Source organism: Cupriavidus sp. 01L46, assembly GCF_056399905.1.
In genome coordinates this window covers 1-17409 of record NZ_JBFTSF010000121.1, presented here as the reverse complement: position 1 = coordinate 17409, position 17409 = coordinate 1, and the positions used below count along the sequence as shown (strand labels likewise).

The following is a 17409-nucleotide window of genomic DNA, read 5'->3' as shown; positions in this document are numbered from 1 at the left end:
ATCGCAGTGTTGAGCCCATATGCGTTAGCCGTTTCGTCATCATCGGCACGACGTTGAGATCCTTCGCCGGCCCCTTGATCACGCCCACCTGGAGGATCCGTCCGTCCATGGCTGCGGCGTCATAGTTTCTGGCCACGTAGTCGCCGGCAATGATGTCGAGGATCACGTCGACGCCTCTTCCATCGGTAGCCCGCTTCGTTTCGGCGACGAAATCTTCCTCGCGGTAATCTATCGCGAGGTCTGCGCCAAGCGCCAGGCTGGCATCCCGATGTGCCTGCGAGCCAACTGTCGTGATGATTTTCGCAGCGCCGAATGCCTTCGCCAGCATGGTCGCCGTGGTACCGATACCTGATGCGCCGCCATGGATCAACACCGATTCGCCGGCAACCAGCTTGCCGCGCTGGAACAGGTTCAGCCAAACCGTCATAAACGTCTCGGGCATGGCGCCCGCTTCCACCAACGTCAGGCCTTTGGGGATATGCATCGTGTTGCAGGCGTGCGCGACCGCATATTCTGCGTAGCCACCACCGGGAATCAATGCGCACACCAGTTCGCCGATCCGGAACTGGGACACGTCGGAGCCAACGGCAACCACTTGACCTGCCACTTCCAGCCCTGGAATGTCCGAAGCGCCGGGGGGCGGATCATACAGCCCTTTGCGCTGGAAAACGTCCGGACCATTCACGGCAGCCGCGTGGATGCGGATCAGAACCTGATCGGCGGCCGGCATCGGCACCGCGCGCGTAGCCGGCACCAGGACCTCAGGACCGCCGGGCTGCTTGATCTCAATGGCTGTCATGGACGACGGCACTCGATAAGTTGACGCAGGCATGGATACCACTCCTTGTATCGATAAGGGATGAGGCTCGATTGATCCGGGTGGATCCTTGAGCGAGGAACTCTTGCGTTCAGTCTAGGCCTCGACGTTGATGAATATATGCAGCAATATTCATGTTGTCGGATGCAAATTTGCATCAGGAGGGCGGCACGATGAACTGGGATGACGCGCGAGTGTTTCTCGCGGTGGAGCGCGAAAAGACGCTCCGCGGAGCCGCCAGGACGCTCAATCTCGATCAGGCGACGGTCGGCAGACGGATTGCGGCGCTAGAGCACGCCCTGCGTGCAACGCTCTTCCTGCGCACCTCCGAGGGTTACGCGTTGACCGCCGCAGGCGAGGCCGCGTTGAGATCGGCGGAGAAAATGGAACACGCCGCACATGAGCTCGTCAGACGAACTCAAGGTACGGATACACGGCTTGCGGGGGACGTAAGAGTCACCAGCACCGACTCGATTGCACTCGAATTCCTGCTTCCGGCCATCGAACGCCTGCATGCTGCGCATCCCGAAGTGCGCGTCCTGCTGGACACGTCGACGCGCATGCTAAATCTGGCAAAGCGTGAAGCGGATATCGCGGTCCGCTCAGTCAGGCCGGATAATCCCGATCTTGTCGCGCGGCGCCTGGCTCGCTGGCCCATTGCGCTCTTTGCCTCGAGTGCTTATCTCGAGCGGCACGGCAAGCCCGCCGCTGGTTCCGCCTTCGCGGGCCACGATCTTGTCGTCTATCAGGGAAACTGGACCGGGAATCGATCACCGACGCTTGCTGGCGAACCGATACATGCGGGGCGCATCGTATCGACCTTCAATTCCAGCCTCATGCTGCGTACCGCGGTAAAGGCTGGCCTCGGCATCGGTGAGCTTCCGATACATCTGGCTGAACACGACGGCCTCGTGCAGATATGGCCGGAACCCGCACGTGGGGCGGTCTACGAAATCTGGCTCGTCACGCATCAGGATCTTCGGCATACCGCGCGCATCGCTGCAATGATCGACGGCATCGTCGCCGCGTTCGAAGATCACACAACCCACGCAAAATAGTCACGCGCGACGTAGCTGCGGCTGCTGCACGTCGCGTTACAAATAGTGTTCGGCAGCGTGCCACCGGCACCATCTCGCCGGACAGCTTATCCAGCCGAACGCTGCAGCCGCATCGAGAGCGAAAAGCGGTCAGCGGGATGCACCGTGACGGAGACCTCAAACACATGACCGCTTGCATCGAAGTAGCGGCGCACGATCTTGAGTGCCGCTTCTCCCGGCGTCAGCCCAAGGGCGTGTGAGATGTCGGTGTCACCGACATTGAAGGCACGCACATCCTGGCGTATCTCGGCAATGCAGCGGCCGTAACGCGCCTCGATCAAGGCGCTGATCAGCGCGCCAGGCGATGCGCGGATGATCTCGCCGATCTCCGCATAGGTTGGGTCGATATACACATCGGTCCAGCCGATTGGCGGCGTGTTGGCATCGCCGTCCCTGAGGGGAGCGGGCGGTTTCATGGCCCTAGGGTAAACCCATGGTTGCGAATATGTTTGAACATATTATAGTTGGATATGTTCGAACATATTGGCGTGTGTTCGCGAAACCAGCAATTACCTCAGAGGCCGATATGTCCACTTTTTCCGTCCCCATGGCTAGCACCGTTGTCGATTCGATTCTGTTCCGCGATGCCTTTGGCACCGCCAAGATGCGCGAGATCTTCTCTGACCGGGCGCTGATCCAGCGTTACATCGACGCCGAGATCGCGCTGGCGAAGGCCGAAGCGCGCGTCGGCGTGATCCCGGCCGAGGCGGCGGAAGTGATTGCACGCGAATCGCGCATCGAGCGTATCGACTTTGACCATATGCGTGAGGAGACGGACATCGTCGGGTACCCGATCCTGCCACTGGTGCATCAGCTTGTGGGCATGTGCGGAGATGCCGGCCGCTACGTGCACTGGGGAGCGACCACGCAGGACATCATGGACACCGCGGTGGCACTGCAGGTGCGCGACGCGCTTGACAGCATCGACGCCGATGTCCGCGAACTGCGCGGCATCCTGGCCGACCTGGCGGTCAAGCACCGCGACACACCCATGGCCGGTCGTACCCACTTGCAGCAGGCGCTGCCGATCACCTTTGGCTACAAGGTAGCGATCTGGCTCGCCATGTTCGACCGCCACCAGCAGCGTCTGGCGGAATTGCGCCCACGGGTGGCGGTGGTGGAGTTTGCCGGCGCGGCGGGCACGCTGGCCTCGCTGGGCGACAAGGGTTTCGAGGTACAGCAGGCGATGGCCGAGGAACTTGGGCTGGGCGTGCCGGCAACTACCTGGCATGTGGCACGTGACGGCTTTGCCGAGGCGGTGAACCTGCTCGCACTGATCACTGGCTCCCTTGGCAAGATCGCACTCGACATCATGATCATGGCGTCGACCGAGTTCGCCGAGGTCTACGAGCCTTTTGTCAAAGGCCGTGGCGCTTCCAGCACGATGCCGCAAAAGCGCAACCCGATTTCCAGCGAACTGATGCTGGCCGCCTCGAAGGCCGTGCGCCAGCATGCCGGCCTGATGGTCGATGCCATGGTGCAAGACTTCGAGCGCGCCACCGGCCCCTGGCATGCGGAATGGATCGCCATTCCGGAGAGCTTCATCTTCTCCTCCGGCGCCCTGCACCAGGCCAGGTTCGCACTGGGCGGCCTGATTGTCGATGCCGAGCGCATGAAGCACAACCTCGGCATCACCCGTGGCCTGATCGTGGCCGAAGCGGTGATGATGGGCATGGCCCCCTTCACCGGCCGCCAGCAGGCGCACGACATCGTCTATGACGCTTGCCGCACCGTGAACGAGAAGGGCGGCACGCTGGCCGAGGCGCTGATGGCACTGCCCGAGGTCACGCAACACTTCGATCGTGCCACGATCGACCGTTTGACGGATCCGGCCAACTATCTCGGCCTGGCTCCGCAGATGGTGGACCGCGCCGTTGCTTTGTCGAGCGACGTGTAAGAAACGGCATCGAGGAGACAGATATGGAAAACCCTTCATCCAGCGCAGATGCGCTGATCTCGCCCCCCAGAAAATTACCCTGGTATCGCAAGCTGGGCATGCAAGTGCTGGTGTCCCTGGTGCTGGGCATCGCGGTGGGCTTCATCTTCCCGAAGTTCGCCTCGCAGCTCAAGCTGCTCGGCGACATGTTCCTCTCGCTGATCAAGGCGGGCGTGGCGCCGCTTGTGTTCCTCACCATTGTCCACGGCATTGCCTCCGCCGGCGATGTGAAGAGTGCCGGCCGCGTTGGCTGGCGCTCCATCTTCTACTTCGAGGTGCTTTCGACCATTGCCCTGGTCGTGGGCATGCTGGCGGGTAACCTCTTGCAGATCGGCAAGGGCATGACCACGGTAGCCACCGGCGCCGCCCCGCCGGTGGTGGCCAAGGCCGGGCCGCACGGCTTCCTGGAGTTCATGGCCCACATCGTGCCAGACAACTTTGTCGGGGCGTTTGCCAAGGGCGAACTGCTGCAGGTGGTGGTGCTTGCGGTGATGGTCGGCATCGGCATCCTCGCCATTCCGGAAGGCCGGCGCGAGAAGATCAACKAGGGGCTCGGCCAGATCTCCGAGGTACTGTTCTCCTTCATCAACCTGGTGATGAAGCTGGCGCCGATCGGCACGTTCGGCGCAGTCGCCTACTCGGTAGGCAGYAACGGCACCGCGGTGCTGATCGCGCTGGCCCAACTGGTGTTCAGCTTCTACGCGGTGGTGGCGGTGTTTATCGTGGTGGTGCTGGGGATGGTGGCACGGCTGGCAGGCTTCAGTCTCTGGCGTTTCCTGCGCTACATCAAAGACGAGATCCTGATCGTGCTCGGCACCGCCTCGTCGGAGAGTGCGCTGCCTCGCCTGCTGATCAAGCTGGAGCGGTTGGGTTGCGCGAAGCAGACCGTGGGCCTGGTGCTGCCAACCGGCTACGCATTCAATCTGGATGGCACTTCGCTCTTCATGGCCATGGGCGTGATGTTCATCGCGCATGCCTACGGCGTGCCGCTGTCGCYGGATCAGCAGATTGGCATCCTGTTGCTGATGCTCCTGACTTCCAAGGGCGCGGCGACCGTCTCCGGCGGTTCCTTCGTGGTCTTCGCCGCAACGGTGACTTCGACCGGGATGCTGCCGGTCGAAGGACTGGCCGTTATCTTCGGCGTCTACCGCTTCCTGTCGATGGCGATCGCCACCTGCAATACGATCGGCAACAGCGTCGCAACCGTGGTCATTGCCAAGTGGTCCGGCACCTTTGACCGCGAGGCCGCGCAGCGGCATCTGTATCCCGAGCGCTTTCCTGAAACGGCTAACGCCGATGCTGCACTCGACGATGGCAACCTTTTGCCCGAGGACTCCAAGGAGGGCAATCCACACACCGCCGGTATCCCGCTCTCGAAATCCGGAGTGTGATCGGACCATCCCGCCTTGGCGGCGAAGGAGCCAATCAAAGAGCATGAGTTCCCGTGGCGCCTTGCTGCCCGTCCTTGCTAGCGGCGGGACGTTCCGCACGAATGCCAAACCAGCACATCGCGGCTCCCACCAGCAGCAATGCGGCCGCGAGGCAGAGCGATAGATGCATGCCGCGCATGAAGGCTTGCGGGGCCGTGTCGTGCACCAGATAACCGAACCCCGCCACGCCGAGCATGCCGCCTACCTGCCGCGCCGAGTTGAGGACGCCGGAGGCGATGCCCGCGCGGGAGCCATCCACGGCTGACAGCGTGACATTGGTCATGGTCGGCACCATCAGCGCGATGCCGCTGGCGGCCAGCAGCATCGGCGGGGCGAGCAGCCAGTAGGGGCCGTCGATGCGCACCGGCAACAGCATCAGGTAGCCCACGGCGGCCAGGACCAATCCCAGCACCATCAAGTACCTAGCGCCCATCCGCGTGATCAGGCGGCCGGCGAGCACGTTGACTGCCATCAGCACCACCGTCATCGGGAGGAACGCCAGCCCGGTCTGCTGTGGCGATAGTCCCTGCTGAAGCTGGAAGAACAGGCTGAAGACAAAGATCTGGCCATAGTAGGCAAAATTCACGATCACACCGGCGAGCGACGCCACCCTGAACGCCGGGATGCGCAATAGCGCCAGCGGCAGCATCGGCGCAGCACTGCGTGATTCGATGCGGATGAAGGCGGCCGCCGACGCCAAGGCTAGCCACAGCCCCGCCTGCACCCAGGCGTGTCCCCAGCCGAGACGGCCGGCTTCGGTGACCGATGCGGTGAGTGCGGCCAGCGCCAGTATGGCCGCGCCTTGCCCGGGCCAATCCAGGCCGCGGTGATGTCCGCCGCCATCGGCGGCAACATGGCGCAACGTCAGATACAGGCCAATCAGGCCCAGCGGTAGGTTGATCAGGAAGATGCTGCGCCAGCCGAAGTGGGTCACCAGCAGGCCGCCCAGCACCGGCCCGGCCGCCAGCGAGATGCCGCCGATCGCACCCCACCAGCCGACTGCGCGGCTGCGTTGTTCGCGCTCGGGAAACGCCCTCTGGAGCATCGACAGGGAGTTCGGCACCAGCAGCGCCGCACCAATGCCCTGGCCCAGCCGGGCCACCACCAGTATCGCCAGGCTGCCCGCCGCGCCGCACGCCACCGACGTCAGCGTGAACAGCGCGAGCCCCATCAGGAACACCCGCCTGGCACCCAAGCGATCTCCGATCGCTCCGCTGGTCAGTAGCAACGCCGCGAAGACCAGCGTGTAGGCGTTGATCACCCATTGCAGCCCGGCCACATCGGTGGCGAATCCTTGCCGCAAGGTATCCAGGGCGACGTTGACGACGCTGACGTCCAGCAGGACGACGACGAAGCCGAGCGCAGCAGCCAGCAGGGTGGCCCGTTGCGCATTGGTGGTGGTAGGGGTTGTAGGGGTTGTAGGGGTGGTAGATGTGGTGGGGGCGGTAGGCATGGCATGGATTCCAACGATAGGATCTCCGGATGCTAGGCTGCAGACATATCTGCGTAAATTCCATAAAATCTCCACCGAACCTGGAGAAAACGCACAGATGCTCGATTGGGAAAATCTTCGCCACTTCCTGGCAGTCGCCCGCACCGGCACGTTGTCTGGCGCAGCGCGCGATTTGCAGGTGGATCACGCCACGGTAAGCCGCCGGCTGGCCGCGCTGGAAGCCGGGCTGCAAGCGCTTCTGGTAGAGCGCTTGCCGCGCTCGTGCCGCTTGACGCCGCTTGGGGTGTCGGTCTTCGAGCAAGCCAAGACGATGGAAGCCGCCGCATTCGCTATCGAGCGGCAGACGCGTGCCAGCCACGAGCCCGTGAGCGGCAAGGTGTCGCTCAGTGCGCCACCGGTGCTGGCCACACATCTGCTGGCCGGCCGGCTGGCGGATTTCCGCGCGGCTTATCCGGGGATCCAGCTCTCCGTGTCGGCGCAGGCCCGCGCGGTGTCGCTGACGCGCCGTGAGGCGGACGTAGCGCTACGCCTGGTTCGGCCCAGCGAGTCGAGCAGTGTGGTGCGCAAGCTGGGTCAGATGCCATTCGCCCTGTACGCAAGCCTCGACTATCCGGCATTGCGCAATCCTCGCGACTGGACGTTTATTGCCTACGATGCGCAGTTCGCCGACATGCCGCAGCAGCGCTGGCTGCTGGAACTGGCGGGTCCGCGGCCCGTGGGCTGCGAACTGAGCGACATCAGCAGTCATCTCGCCGCTGCCCGCGCAGGGGCGGGCGTGGCAGGCCTGCCTTGTTTCCTCGGGGATGCCGACGCAGGCCTGGTACGGCTGGAGCACGAGGGCGCTGGATTCTCGCGCGACATCTGGCTGGTGGTGCACAGTGACTTGCGGCGCTCGGCCCCTGTGCGCGCGGTGATGGATTTTCTCAGCGAGGTAGTGGCCGGGCACGGCGCATTTGGATCTGCTCCGCAATAGGCCCTGCGCCGGCTACCCACGATGCATGCCCGTTTCGACCGGATGGCGCATCCCCGCCGATCTTCGCGCAGGAGCGACTAGCCGGCAAACACACGATGAGCGGCCTGAGCGCSGCTGCAGCGCATCATCTACGCACTGGTCATTTGAACAGCCAGTGTGCAACGAGCCGCGTATAGCGCGGCATCACCACGTAAACCATCAGGAAGACGATTGCCGCCGCCACGGCTGCCTTGTCGATGAGCGAGTCATGGGCGAAGCCGAGGTGCGTGAGCACAGGCACGACACCCCATGGCACGACGATACTGAGCGGCAGGATGGCGCTCCAAGTGATGAGCCACTGCTTCCACGCGGTTGGGATCTTGACCGGTGCGTTCTTTGGCGTGAACCAGAAATCGAGGCCAGTCCTGATTTCGTATCGGTCGCCTTGCCGCAGCGATGGACGCATTCTCTCGATATGTTGGCGGCGCACATCGGATTCCATCCAAGCGTTGAGGCTTCTGAAGTCGGCGAAGCGGACGATGGTCGCATACTCGCGGCTCATGCCGACCGGACGGACCACATCGGTGCTCAGGTAGCCGGAAAACCTGGAGCACGCGGCTCGGATATCCGCGAGCCACATTTCGTACTGCTCGGCGGCGTCGGGCTCGACCTCGTGGACAATGATGCTCGTCACGATTTCCTGCGGATTGGCGGTGGTCGGGTTCATCGCGCTCCCGGTGGATGGCGGTGACCGCCGAGCAATGCGTATGCGATTCGCTTTGACATGCTTGGCGACGGCACTGTGGATGGACCTCGACATCTTACGCGGAATGCGGTTGTGCGGCAGCAAACCAGTGATGCGAGGTGCATTCACTTCCCGCAATCGGCGCCAATTGTGTTGTGCCGGGCGTGCTTTGGGTCATCCGGCCCTTGCAGGCGGCTCCTGATCACTCACCGTTGGCTTGCGGCCAGGAGGAGGCACCCGCGTGCACTTCTGACTGGCGACTCTCCCAACGATGCTGGGTCTAACAGAGCAGATCCATTCAAGACGGCTGCTTTCCGCTGACGACACTTACTGCAGTCGCACATGTGGAAGCAGACGTTTGGAGCGCGCAGGGAGTGCTAACTTGGGCTCGACTGGTTTTCGGCGGCAAGGCGAGCGAGAAACTCAAGGGTCTCGCAGAAAAAATATTGGACGATGAAATGGATTGCTGCCGCTTCGCTAGCAAATTCCTTCACGAAGTCACCCGGCCCCGGACCTGGCGCCCAATCCCAAACGGAGACATGCCAACGACCTGAAGCACTCCAGATCACCGGAACCGGGGTGTCCGTGTCGTCAAGACTGTGCCCATTTTCGTAGTCTCGACGAAGGCTTGGAAGCGAGTTCCCTTGAACACTAATAGGCTTCATAACCAGGTAGCCAGAAGGGTATGCTCTATGGTCGGTCGGAAAGGAAGGTGCGTCGGGCAATCGCAGGCCGCGACGCCGTAACTCGTCGATGGAAGTACGTGAGAGCGGCATTGCGAGGCGTGGAATTCCGAGTTGGTTGGAGATGGAAGCTGGCTGTTGCATGGAATGTGGCTTTCATTTACGAAGCGCCACTATCCGGGATAGAGCAATCATCTTGCCGGGTGCTACTTCATGGGCAGTACAGATGGCCTGCGGCCACCGAGCAATGCTGAGAAACTGCTGGTAGCCAATACCTAGCTGTCCGCGCACTTTCCCATCGGCGACACTTGTCGGTTCTTCGGCTGATGCGGGCGCTTGAGAATCTGGTCACTAATCGCATTCGCCAGGCGAACGTGGTCGCCGTCGCGCCGCACCGGCACTCACCGAGCTTGGTTGTCCTTTTTTACCCGCTGGGCTTGAATGAAACGGAGTTCATTTGCGGCCTTGGTATCGGAGGCATCCAATTCGAGGCATTTGTGATACAGGGCCTCAGCCTCATCGAATTGGTGCTGTTCTACGTAGACGTATCCCTGGCCGCGCCATGCTCGCGAAAGCTCTGCGTTTTTTAGCGCCGGTGGAGAAAATTCACGCGCTTGCGTTTCGGCAGCTTGGAAGGTCTTCATCGCCAGAGGCCAGTCCTTTTCTCGTTGATACACATTCGCCAGTTCCGAAATAAACTGGGAATTGTGCGGGGCTAGATCAATGGCCTGTTGCAGCGAAACCTTGGCGTCCGCGAGCCGGCCAAGCTCGACCAGCACGTAGCCTTTCATGTAATACGCGTAGGCCCAATTGCCGGAGACAACCCTGGCCGGGGTCTTGGCATTGGCTGCTTCCGAGAGGTAAAGCAATGCCTCGGGCTGGAATCTAGCGCTAAATAGCCTGGCCTTGCTGCCTCGGAACGCGCTCTCATACATGGCGCTTACCTTGTCGAAGTCCTCAATCGCCTCTGCTAGCTTGCCCGTTTTTACCAGCCGCGAACCCTCCAGTAGCAGTCGTGCAGCTTCGGCATCGAGCGCTGAAGGAGTGCTTGCCTCCTGCGCCAAGCACGAGATCGAAAGCAGCAGCGCTACGGTCGTCAGTAGTGCCCGTACCAGATTCATGGAGTATCTCCCCTTACCAGAGCTATCTATCCTTCAATCAACTATCTGCGCCTTGATCTGCGCATCGCATGCGGAATCAGAGAATCGCTGGGTCGCGGGGGATGGCGGCTGCGAAAGTGCGCAGCCGCTTATCGATAGCCTCGTTACCTTCAACGACCATGCCGCCAGATCGGGACGGCTGGAGTCTCGTTTCGCACGGATGCACTCCCAGATCATAGTTCGCGTTGTCATTCTTCTGCGGACTGCAAATTACCATCACCAGAACGGTGGGGGGCCTCCGAAGTGGGGTGTGTTGCGGAGATCCAACGGACGCACTGCATGGTGTCTGTAGGCCGCGCTAGTGCGGCGCTAGAGCGCTTTCGCTAGGATCCTGCATCGACCGGTTGAACCCGCGGCCATGAGCGGCCGCTCATGTATGCCGTGCGACAGAATTCTCGATCGATGGCGCTAGCGCCAGTTCGTACTGCGCGTCAGAGGCCCCAGACAGGTAGCACGACGGGCTAAGATGCGGGATGGTCAGCGCTAAGAGGTTCTGGAATGAGAATTGATGCAACCATCGAGTCCGGGTATCCGGGCATATCATTTCGTCAGTTGGAGCGTGCCGACATGAATGCCTGGTTGCTAGCGATTGACGCCAGACGTTGCGTGGCAACCGCGGCATTCTAAAAATGCGTCATTATTCAAATGACGCAAACGCATATTTCTGAGGCTTTATGACCACCTCCTCGGTTGAAATCCGACTACTTACCGCCGCTGACGCAGCAATCTTCAAGGCAATCCGTCTACACGCTATCGAGAACGCTCCCACGGCAATCTGGCCGACCCGCGTCGAGGAAGAGGCGCGCTCCGTCAGTGAAGTCGCAGGGCGAATTCAATCAACGCCTACGCAGGCTGTTTTTGGTGCGTTTGCTTGTGACACCCTGGTTGGCATCGCTGGCGTACGTCGCGAATCGCTCGCGCAAGTGAGCCACAAGGCCACCATCTGGGGGGTATTTGTTGCCCCAAACCAACGCGGCAAGGGAATCGCGCGGGATCTGTTGAATACTGCGATGGCCCATGCGTCCAAGAACTGGGATAGCGCGCAGTGCAATCTGTGCGTCAATACGGAAAACACGGCGGCCAAGCAATTGTACGAATCATTGGGATTCGCAGCTTTCGGCATCGAACCCCGCGCAATGAAGGTGGATGGGCGGTTCTACGACGAACAGCACATGTTTCTGAAGCTTCGATGATCGCAACGAAGCGGCCTGCGATATTCCCGTTTTCCGCTACACCCATTCATCGGGACGTTGGAATGCCATTGCCATTGCCATTGCCATCGCAGGCTTGCTCAGCTAGCCGGCATTCAATGCGCGGCCGGGCCGGCGAAGGATGACGCCGAGGGCGGCATACACGCTCGGGCGGGTTGGTGGGCGGCCGATGTCGGCCGGCACACGTTGTGGTGGCCTCAGGCTCCTTGGGCTTCGCTCAAGGTCGGGTAGTCGGTGTAGCCCTGCGCCGTGCCGCCGAAGAAGGCACTGTGCCGAGCTTCGTTCATCGGCGCATTGGTCTTCAGCCGGGCGACGAAATCCGGGTTCGCAAGAACCATCTGGCCGTAGGCTTCCAGGTCGGCCAGCCCCGATGCCACGTCGGCCCCGATCTGGTCACGCGGGCGGCTCGGCCGGTTCAGGATCAGCGTGCCCTTCCAGAGCTTGCGGATGTCGGCCAGCAGCGGCTCGTTGCCCTGGTGCAGGATGTGCACGTAGGCCAGGCCCAGCTTGTCGAGTTCGGCGACCAGGTGGCGGTACAGATCCGGCCCTTCGGCGCCTTCGTCGATACCCCACAGGGTCGTGCCGGGCGACAGGCGAATCGCGGTCCTGTCCGCACCGATTTCCTCGGCAATCGCGGCGGCGACTTCGAGGGCGAAGCGGGCGCGGTTCTTGATCGAACCGCCGTACTCGTCGGTGCGTGTGTTTGCGCTCGGTGCGAGGAACTGCTGGATCAGGTAGGCGTTTGCAGCGTGGATCTCCACGCCGTCGGCGCCGGCCTCGACCGCGCGGCGCGCCGCATGGCGGAAATCCTGAACGGTCTGGTGCACTTCCTGGGTGGTCAGCGCACGCGGCACGGGAATGTCCTGCATGCCCTTGGCCGTGAACATCTGCGTGCCCGGGGCAATGGCCGACGGTGCGACGCCCTGGCGATGATGTGGCGTGTTGTCCGGGTGCGACATGCGTCCGGCGTGCATGAGCTGGATGAAGAGGTGGCCACCCTTGGCATGCACGGCGTCAGTGGTCTTCTTCCAGCCGGCGACGTGCGCATTGGTGTAGATGCCCGGCGTGGTCAGGTAGCCCTGTCCATCGTCCGAGGGTTGGGTGCCTTCGGCGACGATCAGGCCGGCGCTGGCGCGCTGGGCGTAATACTCGGCAGCCAGTTCTCCCGGCGTGCCGTCGAATTGGGCACGGCTGCGGGTCATCGGTGCCATGACCAGGCGGTTTTGCAGGGTGTGGCGGCCGACACGGACGGGGTCGAACAGTTTGCTCATGATGGAATCCTCAGAAGGTAGTGGAGGCATCATCGCCTGCTTCTCACGCGGGATAAATATGGTAATTTGGAGAGCATTGATCCATTGATGGAGCAACGAGCATGGAGCTGTTGAACGACATGGCCTTGTTCGTGGAGGTCGTCAAAGCCAAGGGCTTTCGTAGTGCCGCGGAGGTGATGGGCGTGCCGAACTCGACACTGTCGCGGCGAATCAGCGCGTTGGAGAAAGCGATCGGGCTGCGCCTGCTGCATCGCACGACACGCAAGATCGAATTGACCGAAGCCGGCCAGATTTACTTCGAGCGATGCAAGCGCATCGTCGATGAAGCCCGGCTGGCACACGAGCAGCTCGGCGACATGCTTGCCCAGCCCAGCGGTGTGCTGCGGGCATCGTTGCCGGTGGATTTCGCAGTCACCTACCTGGCGCCTTTGATCGCCGAGTTTGCCGGCCTCTATCCCGGCATCACTTTCGATTTCGACCTGACTCCGCGACGGGTCGATCTGGTCAGCGAGCCTTTCGATGTGGCTATCCGCATGGGGGAGTCCGAAAACTCGCAACTGATCGCACGCGCGTTGGCCTCGCTCACGCCTTGCCTCTACGCCTCGCCTGGCTACCTTGAGCGGTCGGGCGAGCCAAACAAGCCCGCCGACCTGGATCGGCACGAGTGCTTGAGCATCCTGAAGGCGGGTTCGTGGACGTTGCGCGACGGGAGGCGAAGCGTCACGGTGTCGGTGGGCGGGCGGTTCATGCTCAACAGCGTTGGCATGAGCCGCCGCCTGGCAACGCTCGATATGGGCATCGTGCTGATGCCGGAGGAAGTCGTGGCTGATGAACTGGCCAGCGGAAAGCTACGTCGCATCATGCCGGAATGGCACGGCACGCCAATGCCCGTTTATGCCATGACCGAAACCCGTCTGCTGCCGGCTAAAACGCAGCGCTTCATCGAGTTCCTTCGGGAGCGTTTAGGGCAGTAGCTCGGCCGCTGGATCGGACGGCCACAACCAAATCAGGCCGTTCAAGGGAGGCTACAATCGTGACGCGCCGGCCCGGCCCCTGCCGAATTGAGCTTGCGCCGGACTAAACTGCCGCGCACTGTGTCCCGGCCACAGCAAACGAGCAAAGAAAATGGATGCAGCTACATTCGTGGGAAACTGGGTAGACCTCAAAAGCGATCTCCTTTCCGTCTTTATGGACGAACAAGGCGAGAACGTCATCGCTACGCAGATTCGGAATATGGCGCTGACGGTGGACCAGACCGAGCAGCTTCGTAACGTGCTCGATGGGGTTTTGCGAGACGCCATGTACAGCCTGCTTCTCGGACTCGATGGCGCGTCTAGCATAGGGCGCGATCAGCAAGTTTTCCAGATTCTGGATGAGCGAGGAATCGCTGTCTCCTCCTGTGGCGAGCTTGAAGCGGAGGCGTGGAAGCGGTTTCACGCCGTGCCATAGGTTGCAGGTTGATCCGTTTTCACTGCCTTGGCGCCGAGGGACGGTGCCCAACCCAGGATATGCGGTTTCGTCCATCGCGCCCAGCGCTTCGAAGCATGCCAGCGCGCTCAGAGGCCGAGCCGGCGCTCGCTCATCCACTTGACGATCGCCGGATCGCGATGCGAGAAGAAGCTGCTCGTGCCGGTTTCGAGCTGTGAGATGGCCTGCATGTCGTCTTCCGACAATGCGAAGTCAAAGACGGCGAGATTCTCCTCCATGCGCTCCCTGCGCACAGACTTCGCCAGGGCCACGATGTCCCGCTGGACCAGCCAACGCAGCACCACCTGGCCTACGGTCTTGCCGTGGCGCGCCGCGACGGTAAGCAGATGCTCGTTCTGGAAGAGATTGTTTCGGCCTTCGGCGAACGGCGCCCAGGCCTCTGGCCGCACGCCAAGYCCGCGCATGAAATCCACGCTTTCCGTTTGCTGGTGGAAAGGGTTGACTTCGATCTGGTTGACAGCCGGCGCAACCTCATTGAATGCCTGGATGTCCATCAGCCGATCCGGCTGGAAGTTGCTCAGCCCGATCGCACGCAGCTTGCCGGCTCGATACGCCTCTTCCATCGCCCGCCACGAGCCGTGCACGTCCGAGTACGGTTGGTGGATCAGGTACAGGTCCAGATAATCCAAACCTAGCCGGGCCAGCGACTTGTCGATGGCGGCGCGCGTGTGCAGGTAGCCCGCATCCTCGACCCACAGCTTGCTGGTCACAAATAGCTGGTCACGCGGCACCCCGCAGCGCTTCAGCCCGCGACCGACTGCTTCTTCGTTGCGATAGGACGCCGCGGTGTCGATCAGGCGATAGCCGGCCTGCACGGCATCGACGACACAGCGTTCGCATTCAGCCGCATCGGCGATCTGGAAAACGCCGTAGCCGAGGATCGGCATCTTGATGCCGTTGTTCAGGGTGACTTCTTGCATGGTTGGCTCCTTCCTGGGGAATGGGGCAGGTATGACAGGACACCTGCGAATGGCCCTTCACTGCGGCTTCGTGTTGAAGACTTCCCGCGCGATACCTGCTGCCGTCACGGCGCTGGGCCAGCCAGCATAGAAGGCCAGGTGGGTCAGCGTCTCGACAAGTTCGGCCTCGGTGACGCCGTTGCGCCGGGCCAGCGCCATATGCGAGCGCAGCTGTTCCGGGCGGTTCATCGCGATCAGTACACTCACGGTGACCAGGCTGCGGTCGCGCGGCGACAGGCCGGGCCGAGCCCAGACGTCTCCAAACAGCACATCGTCAGTCAGTTGCGCCAGCTTGGGCGCCACGTCGCCGAAGCGCCGCTGCGCTACCGAGGGCTGCGAAGCATCTTGTGCCGCCGGCTTGGCGGCGGCCGCGCCGTACTGCTCGTCGCTGACCTGTTCCAGCCAGTTCACGGTCATCCCTTCCTGCGCTTCCTGGATCGCGATGTGCGTCATTGCGCTGTTCGGCGCCGCGCCGTGCCAGTGTTTCGTATTGGGCGGGATGCGCACGACGTCGCCGGGCCGTATCTCTTCGACTGGCCCACCCCAGCGCTGGACGCGGCCAACGCCGGAGGTGACGATGAGCGTCTGGCCAAGCGGATGCGTGTGCCACGCGGTGCGGGCACCAGGCGAGAAGGTCACCTCGCCTGCCGACGTGCGGCCCGGCCCGACGGGCGCGAACAACATCTCGACCTGGACCGGACCCGTGAAGTTCTGCGTCGGCGCTGTCTGGGGCTGGCGCGAACCCGCGCGTGAAATCTGCAGATCCGGTTCTGCCGCATTGGCGGAATGCAGCATCGACAGCGCGAGGGTGGCAATGACCATGGATTTCATCATGTTCTCGTGACCTCCTGCGCTGGTCGTCCTACGCGTGCTTGCAACGCTGCGAGATAGCGATTGCCATGGCCCTTGTTCATGGTGTTCTCCCGCCGATAAGTCCGATGCCGGCAACTTTAAAGCGTGCTGTCTCAAGCCGCTAGGCCGTTCCGGCTTGCATCAGTGACAAGGAAAACTTGATAATGGAGGGCGATTTCCTGGGGAGCATCATGCCGATCAACGAATTCAGAGCCATCTCCATGTTCGCCAAGGCGATCGAATTGGGAAGCATCCGGCGGGCGGCGCAAGCACAGGGGGTCACGCCGCAGGCGGCCAGCCAGGCAATMGCACAGTTGGAGCAGCACCTTGGCGTTCGGCTCCTGCACCGCACGACACGCAACCTGGCGCTCACCGAAGAAGGGCAGCGCTTGCTCGAGAACACCCAGCCGGCAATCGCGGCGCTGGACAGGGCACTTGCCATGGCCCGCGAAGCCAAGGATGACATCGCCGGACCGCTGCGCATCGTGGGCCCGAAATCATCATTCGCGCCAATTCTCATGCCGCTGCTCGAGGAGTTCTGCCGGGCTTACCCCGGCATTCAGCCCGACGTCCAGCTTGACGATGGCATTGGCAACTGGGTGCTGGACCGTGTGGATGTCGGTTTCAGGATAGGCGCTTCGCCGAGCGAGGGCGTGATCGGCCGGCAGTTGTTCCCGATCCAGATGATCGTGTGCGCCGCCCCGGCCTACCTGGCGACATATGGCGTTCCCGCCACGCCGGACGATTTGGTGACCCACCGATGCAGTGTTTATCGCCACCCGGCAACCGGCACGGTGGCGCCGTGGTACTTGACTGTCGATGGCAAGTTCGAGCGTCGGCCGATGTCCCCGGCATTCTCGACCAACGACTCCGAACTCGAATTGCAGGCGGTACTGTCTGGCCAAGCGATCGGCCAGCTCGCCAATTTCTCCGCGGCGGCACACATCCGCGCCGGCAGGCTGGTACCGGTCCTACTCCCGCACATCAGCGCGCACATCGGGCTGCATATCTACTACGGAAGCCGCTCCGCACAGCCCAGGCGCGTGCGACTGTTTCTGGATCTCGCGATTTCCCGCTTGCTGGATTCTCCTCAATTCRTGCTGTCGGCAAAAGAACTTGGGGCGGCCTTGCAGGGCTGGCGGCAGGTGCAACGGCTGGGGAAATGAAAGCGCAAGCTGGCTTGGTGCCGCCTGAGGCGCCTGTCCATGGCATTCACCCCGCCCGCAATTCCGCGCGCACCGAATGCGCGCGCCGATGCGCGCCCGGTGTCTGGCCGGTATGGCGGCGCACCAGGTTGCGGAAGGCGGACATATCCTGGTAGCCGCATTGTTCGGCAATGGCGGTCAGGCTGAGCG

Annotated in this window: 17 protein-coding genes; 8 read left to right on the top strand and 9 right to left on the bottom strand. The window is 62.3% G+C overall.

Going from position 1 to position 17409, the window contains the following annotated elements:
- The coding region (locus tag AC1DS3_RS21310; protein WP_477127888.1) for an NAD(P)H-quinone oxidoreductase at positions 1 to 832 on the bottom strand (832 nt) is incomplete at its 3' end.
- A 158-nt stretch (positions 833 to 990) separates the two neighbouring features.
- Here AC1DS3_RS21310 and AC1DS3_RS21305 point away from each other — a divergent pair.
- Positions 991 to 1875, top strand: a complete 885-nt coding sequence (locus tag AC1DS3_RS21305) for a LysR family transcriptional regulator (RefSeq protein WP_441631079.1) — start codon at positions 991 to 993, stop codon at positions 1873 to 1875.
- An 86-nt stretch (positions 1876 to 1961) separates the two neighbouring features.
- On the opposite strand, the gene AC1DS3_RS21300 is transcribed toward AC1DS3_RS21305, so the two are convergent.
- The gene (locus AC1DS3_RS21300) at positions 1962 to 2330 is read right to left on the bottom strand and encodes a UTRA domain-containing protein (RefSeq protein WP_441631081.1); all 369 of its coding nucleotides are present in this window, start codon (positions 2328 to 2330) and stop codon (positions 1962 to 1964) included.
- A 110-nt stretch (positions 2331 to 2440) separates the two neighbouring features.
- On the opposite strand from AC1DS3_RS21300, the gene AC1DS3_RS21295 reads away from it, so the two are divergent.
- Together AC1DS3_RS21295 and AC1DS3_RS21290 are read left to right on the top strand one after the other, a co-directional pair.
- Positions 2441 to 3811: a class-II fumarase/aspartase family protein gene (locus AC1DS3_RS21295; protein ID WP_441631083.1), complete on the top strand. Its 1371-nt coding sequence runs from the start codon at positions 2441 to 2443 to the stop codon at positions 3809 to 3811.
- Positions 3812 to 3834: 23 nt separating this feature from the next.
- On the top strand, positions 3835 to 5241 hold the full coding sequence (locus AC1DS3_RS21290) for a cation:dicarboxylate symporter family transporter (protein WP_477127887.1): 1407 nt from the start codon (positions 3835 to 3837) through the stop codon (positions 5239 to 5241).
- 34 nt (positions 5242 to 5275) lie between these two features.
- On the opposite strand, the gene AC1DS3_RS21285 is transcribed toward AC1DS3_RS21290, so the two are convergent.
- A complete protein-coding gene (locus AC1DS3_RS21285) occupies positions 5276 to 6733 on the bottom strand; it encodes an MFS transporter (protein ID WP_441631087.1) in 1458 nt (485 codons plus the stop codon).
- Between the two features lie 97 nt (positions 6734 to 6830).
- On the opposite strand from AC1DS3_RS21285, the gene AC1DS3_RS21280 reads away from it, so the two are divergent.
- A complete protein-coding gene (locus tag AC1DS3_RS21280) occupies positions 6831 to 7706 on the top strand; it encodes a LysR family transcriptional regulator (RefSeq protein ID WP_441631089.1) in 876 nt (291 codons plus the stop codon).
- 139 nt (positions 7707 to 7845) lie between these two features.
- Here the strand turns inward: AC1DS3_RS21280 and AC1DS3_RS21275 are convergent, their stop codons facing one another.
- Positions 7846 to 8412: an antibiotic biosynthesis monooxygenase gene (locus tag AC1DS3_RS21275; protein WP_441631091.1), complete on the bottom strand. Its 567-nt coding sequence runs from the start codon at positions 8410 to 8412 to the stop codon at positions 7846 to 7848.
- A 1102-nt stretch (positions 8413 to 9514) separates the two neighbouring features.
- Positions 9515 to 10234: a tetratricopeptide repeat protein gene (locus AC1DS3_RS21270; RefSeq protein ID WP_441631093.1), complete on the bottom strand. Its 720-nt coding sequence runs from the start codon at positions 10232 to 10234 to the stop codon at positions 9515 to 9517.
- Positions 10235 to 10947: 713 nt separating this feature from the next.
- Here AC1DS3_RS21270 and AC1DS3_RS21265 point away from each other — a divergent pair.
- Complete coding sequence (locus AC1DS3_RS21265) at positions 10948 to 11466, top strand: GNAT family N-acetyltransferase (RefSeq protein ID WP_441631095.1); 519 nt, start codon at positions 10948 to 10950, stop codon at positions 11464 to 11466.
- Positions 11467 to 11681: 215 nt separating this feature from the next.
- On the opposite strand, the gene AC1DS3_RS21260 is transcribed toward AC1DS3_RS21265, so the two are convergent.
- Positions 11682 to 12755, bottom strand: coding sequence for an alkene reductase (locus AC1DS3_RS21260; RefSeq protein WP_441631097.1), 1074 nt, complete (start codon positions 12753 to 12755; stop codon positions 11682 to 11684).
- A gap of 101 nt (positions 12756 to 12856) precedes the next feature.
- Here AC1DS3_RS21260 and AC1DS3_RS21255 point away from each other — a divergent pair, with 101 nt between their 5' ends.
- Positions 12857 to 13729, top strand: coding sequence for a LysR family transcriptional regulator (locus AC1DS3_RS21255; protein WP_441631099.1), 873 nt, complete (start codon positions 12857 to 12859; stop codon positions 13727 to 13729).
- 151 nt (positions 13730 to 13880) lie between these two features.
- Complete coding sequence (locus AC1DS3_RS21250; protein WP_441631101.1) at positions 13881 to 14204, top strand: hypothetical protein; 324 nt, start codon at positions 13881 to 13883, stop codon at positions 14202 to 14204.
- A gap of 107 nt (positions 14205 to 14311) precedes the next feature.
- On the opposite strand, the gene AC1DS3_RS21245 is transcribed toward AC1DS3_RS21250, so the two are convergent.
- On the bottom strand, positions 14312 to 15163 hold the full coding sequence (locus tag AC1DS3_RS21245; protein WP_441631103.1) for an aldo/keto reductase: 852 nt from the start codon (positions 15161 to 15163) through the stop codon (positions 14312 to 14314).
- 57 nt (positions 15164 to 15220) lie between these two features.
- Positions 15221 to 16036, bottom strand: a complete 816-nt coding sequence (locus AC1DS3_RS21240; protein ID WP_441631105.1) for a (R)-mandelonitrile lyase — start codon at positions 16034 to 16036, stop codon at positions 15221 to 15223.
- 209 nt (positions 16037 to 16245) lie between these two features.
- Here AC1DS3_RS21240 and AC1DS3_RS21235 point away from each other — a divergent pair, with 209 nt between their 5' ends.
- Positions 16246 to 17220 carry a LysR family transcriptional regulator gene (locus tag AC1DS3_RS21235; protein ID WP_477127890.1) on the top strand — a complete coding sequence of 325 codons (975 nt, stop codon included), beginning with the start codon at positions 16246 to 16248 and terminating at the stop codon, positions 17218 to 17220.
- 46 nt (positions 17221 to 17266) lie between these two features.
- On the opposite strand, the gene AC1DS3_RS21230 is transcribed toward AC1DS3_RS21235, so the two are convergent.
- Entirely contained in the window at positions 17267 to 17401 is a 135-nt protein-coding gene (locus tag AC1DS3_RS21230) for a helix-turn-helix domain-containing protein (protein WP_477127889.1), read from the bottom strand.
- Positions 17402 to 17409: the final 8 nt, after the last annotated feature.

What these genes read in the sequence shown, in the direction of transcription:
- AC1DS3_RS21305 (WP_441631079.1), top strand. Translation starts at nt 991, where the DNA reads ATGAACTGGGATGACGCGCGAGTGTTTCTCGCGGTGGAGCGCGAAAAG.
- AC1DS3_RS21300 (WP_441631081.1), bottom strand. Translation starts at nt 2,330, where the DNA reads ATGAAACCGCCCGCTCCCCTCAGGGACGGCGATGCCAACACGCCGCCA.
- AC1DS3_RS21295 (WP_441631083.1), top strand. Translation starts at nt 2,441, where the DNA reads ATGTCCACTTTTTCCGTCCCCATGGCTAGCACCGTTGTCGATTCGATT.
- AC1DS3_RS21285 (WP_441631087.1), bottom strand. Translation starts at nt 6,733, where the DNA reads ATGCCTACCGCCCCCACCACATCTACCACCCCTACAACCCCTACAACC.
- AC1DS3_RS21280 (WP_441631089.1), top strand. Translation starts at nt 6,831, where the DNA reads ATGCTCGATTGGGAAAATCTTCGCCACTTCCTGGCAGTCGCCCGCACC.
- AC1DS3_RS21275 (WP_441631091.1), bottom strand. Translation starts at nt 8,412, where the DNA reads ATGAACCCGACCACCGCCAATCCGCAGGAAATCGTGACGAGCATCATT.
- AC1DS3_RS21270 (WP_441631093.1), bottom strand. Translation starts at nt 10,234, where the DNA reads ATGAATCTGGTACGGGCACTACTGACGACCGTAGCGCTGCTGCTTTCG.
- AC1DS3_RS21265 (WP_441631095.1), top strand. Translation starts at nt 10,948, where the DNA reads ATGACCACCTCCTCGGTTGAAATCCGACTACTTACCGCCGCTGACGCA.
- AC1DS3_RS21260 (WP_441631097.1), bottom strand. Translation starts at nt 12,755, where the DNA reads ATGAGCAAACTGTTCGACCCCGTCCGTGTCGGCCGCCACACCCTGCAA.
- AC1DS3_RS21255 (WP_441631099.1), top strand. Translation starts at nt 12,857, where the DNA reads ATGGAGCTGTTGAACGACATGGCCTTGTTCGTGGAGGTCGTCAAAGCC.
- AC1DS3_RS21250 (WP_441631101.1), top strand. Translation starts at nt 13,881, where the DNA reads ATGGATGCAGCTACATTCGTGGGAAACTGGGTAGACCTCAAAAGCGAT.
- AC1DS3_RS21240 (WP_441631105.1), bottom strand. Translation starts at nt 16,036, where the DNA reads ATGATGAAATCCATGGTCATTGCCACCCTCGCGCTGTCGATGCTGCAT.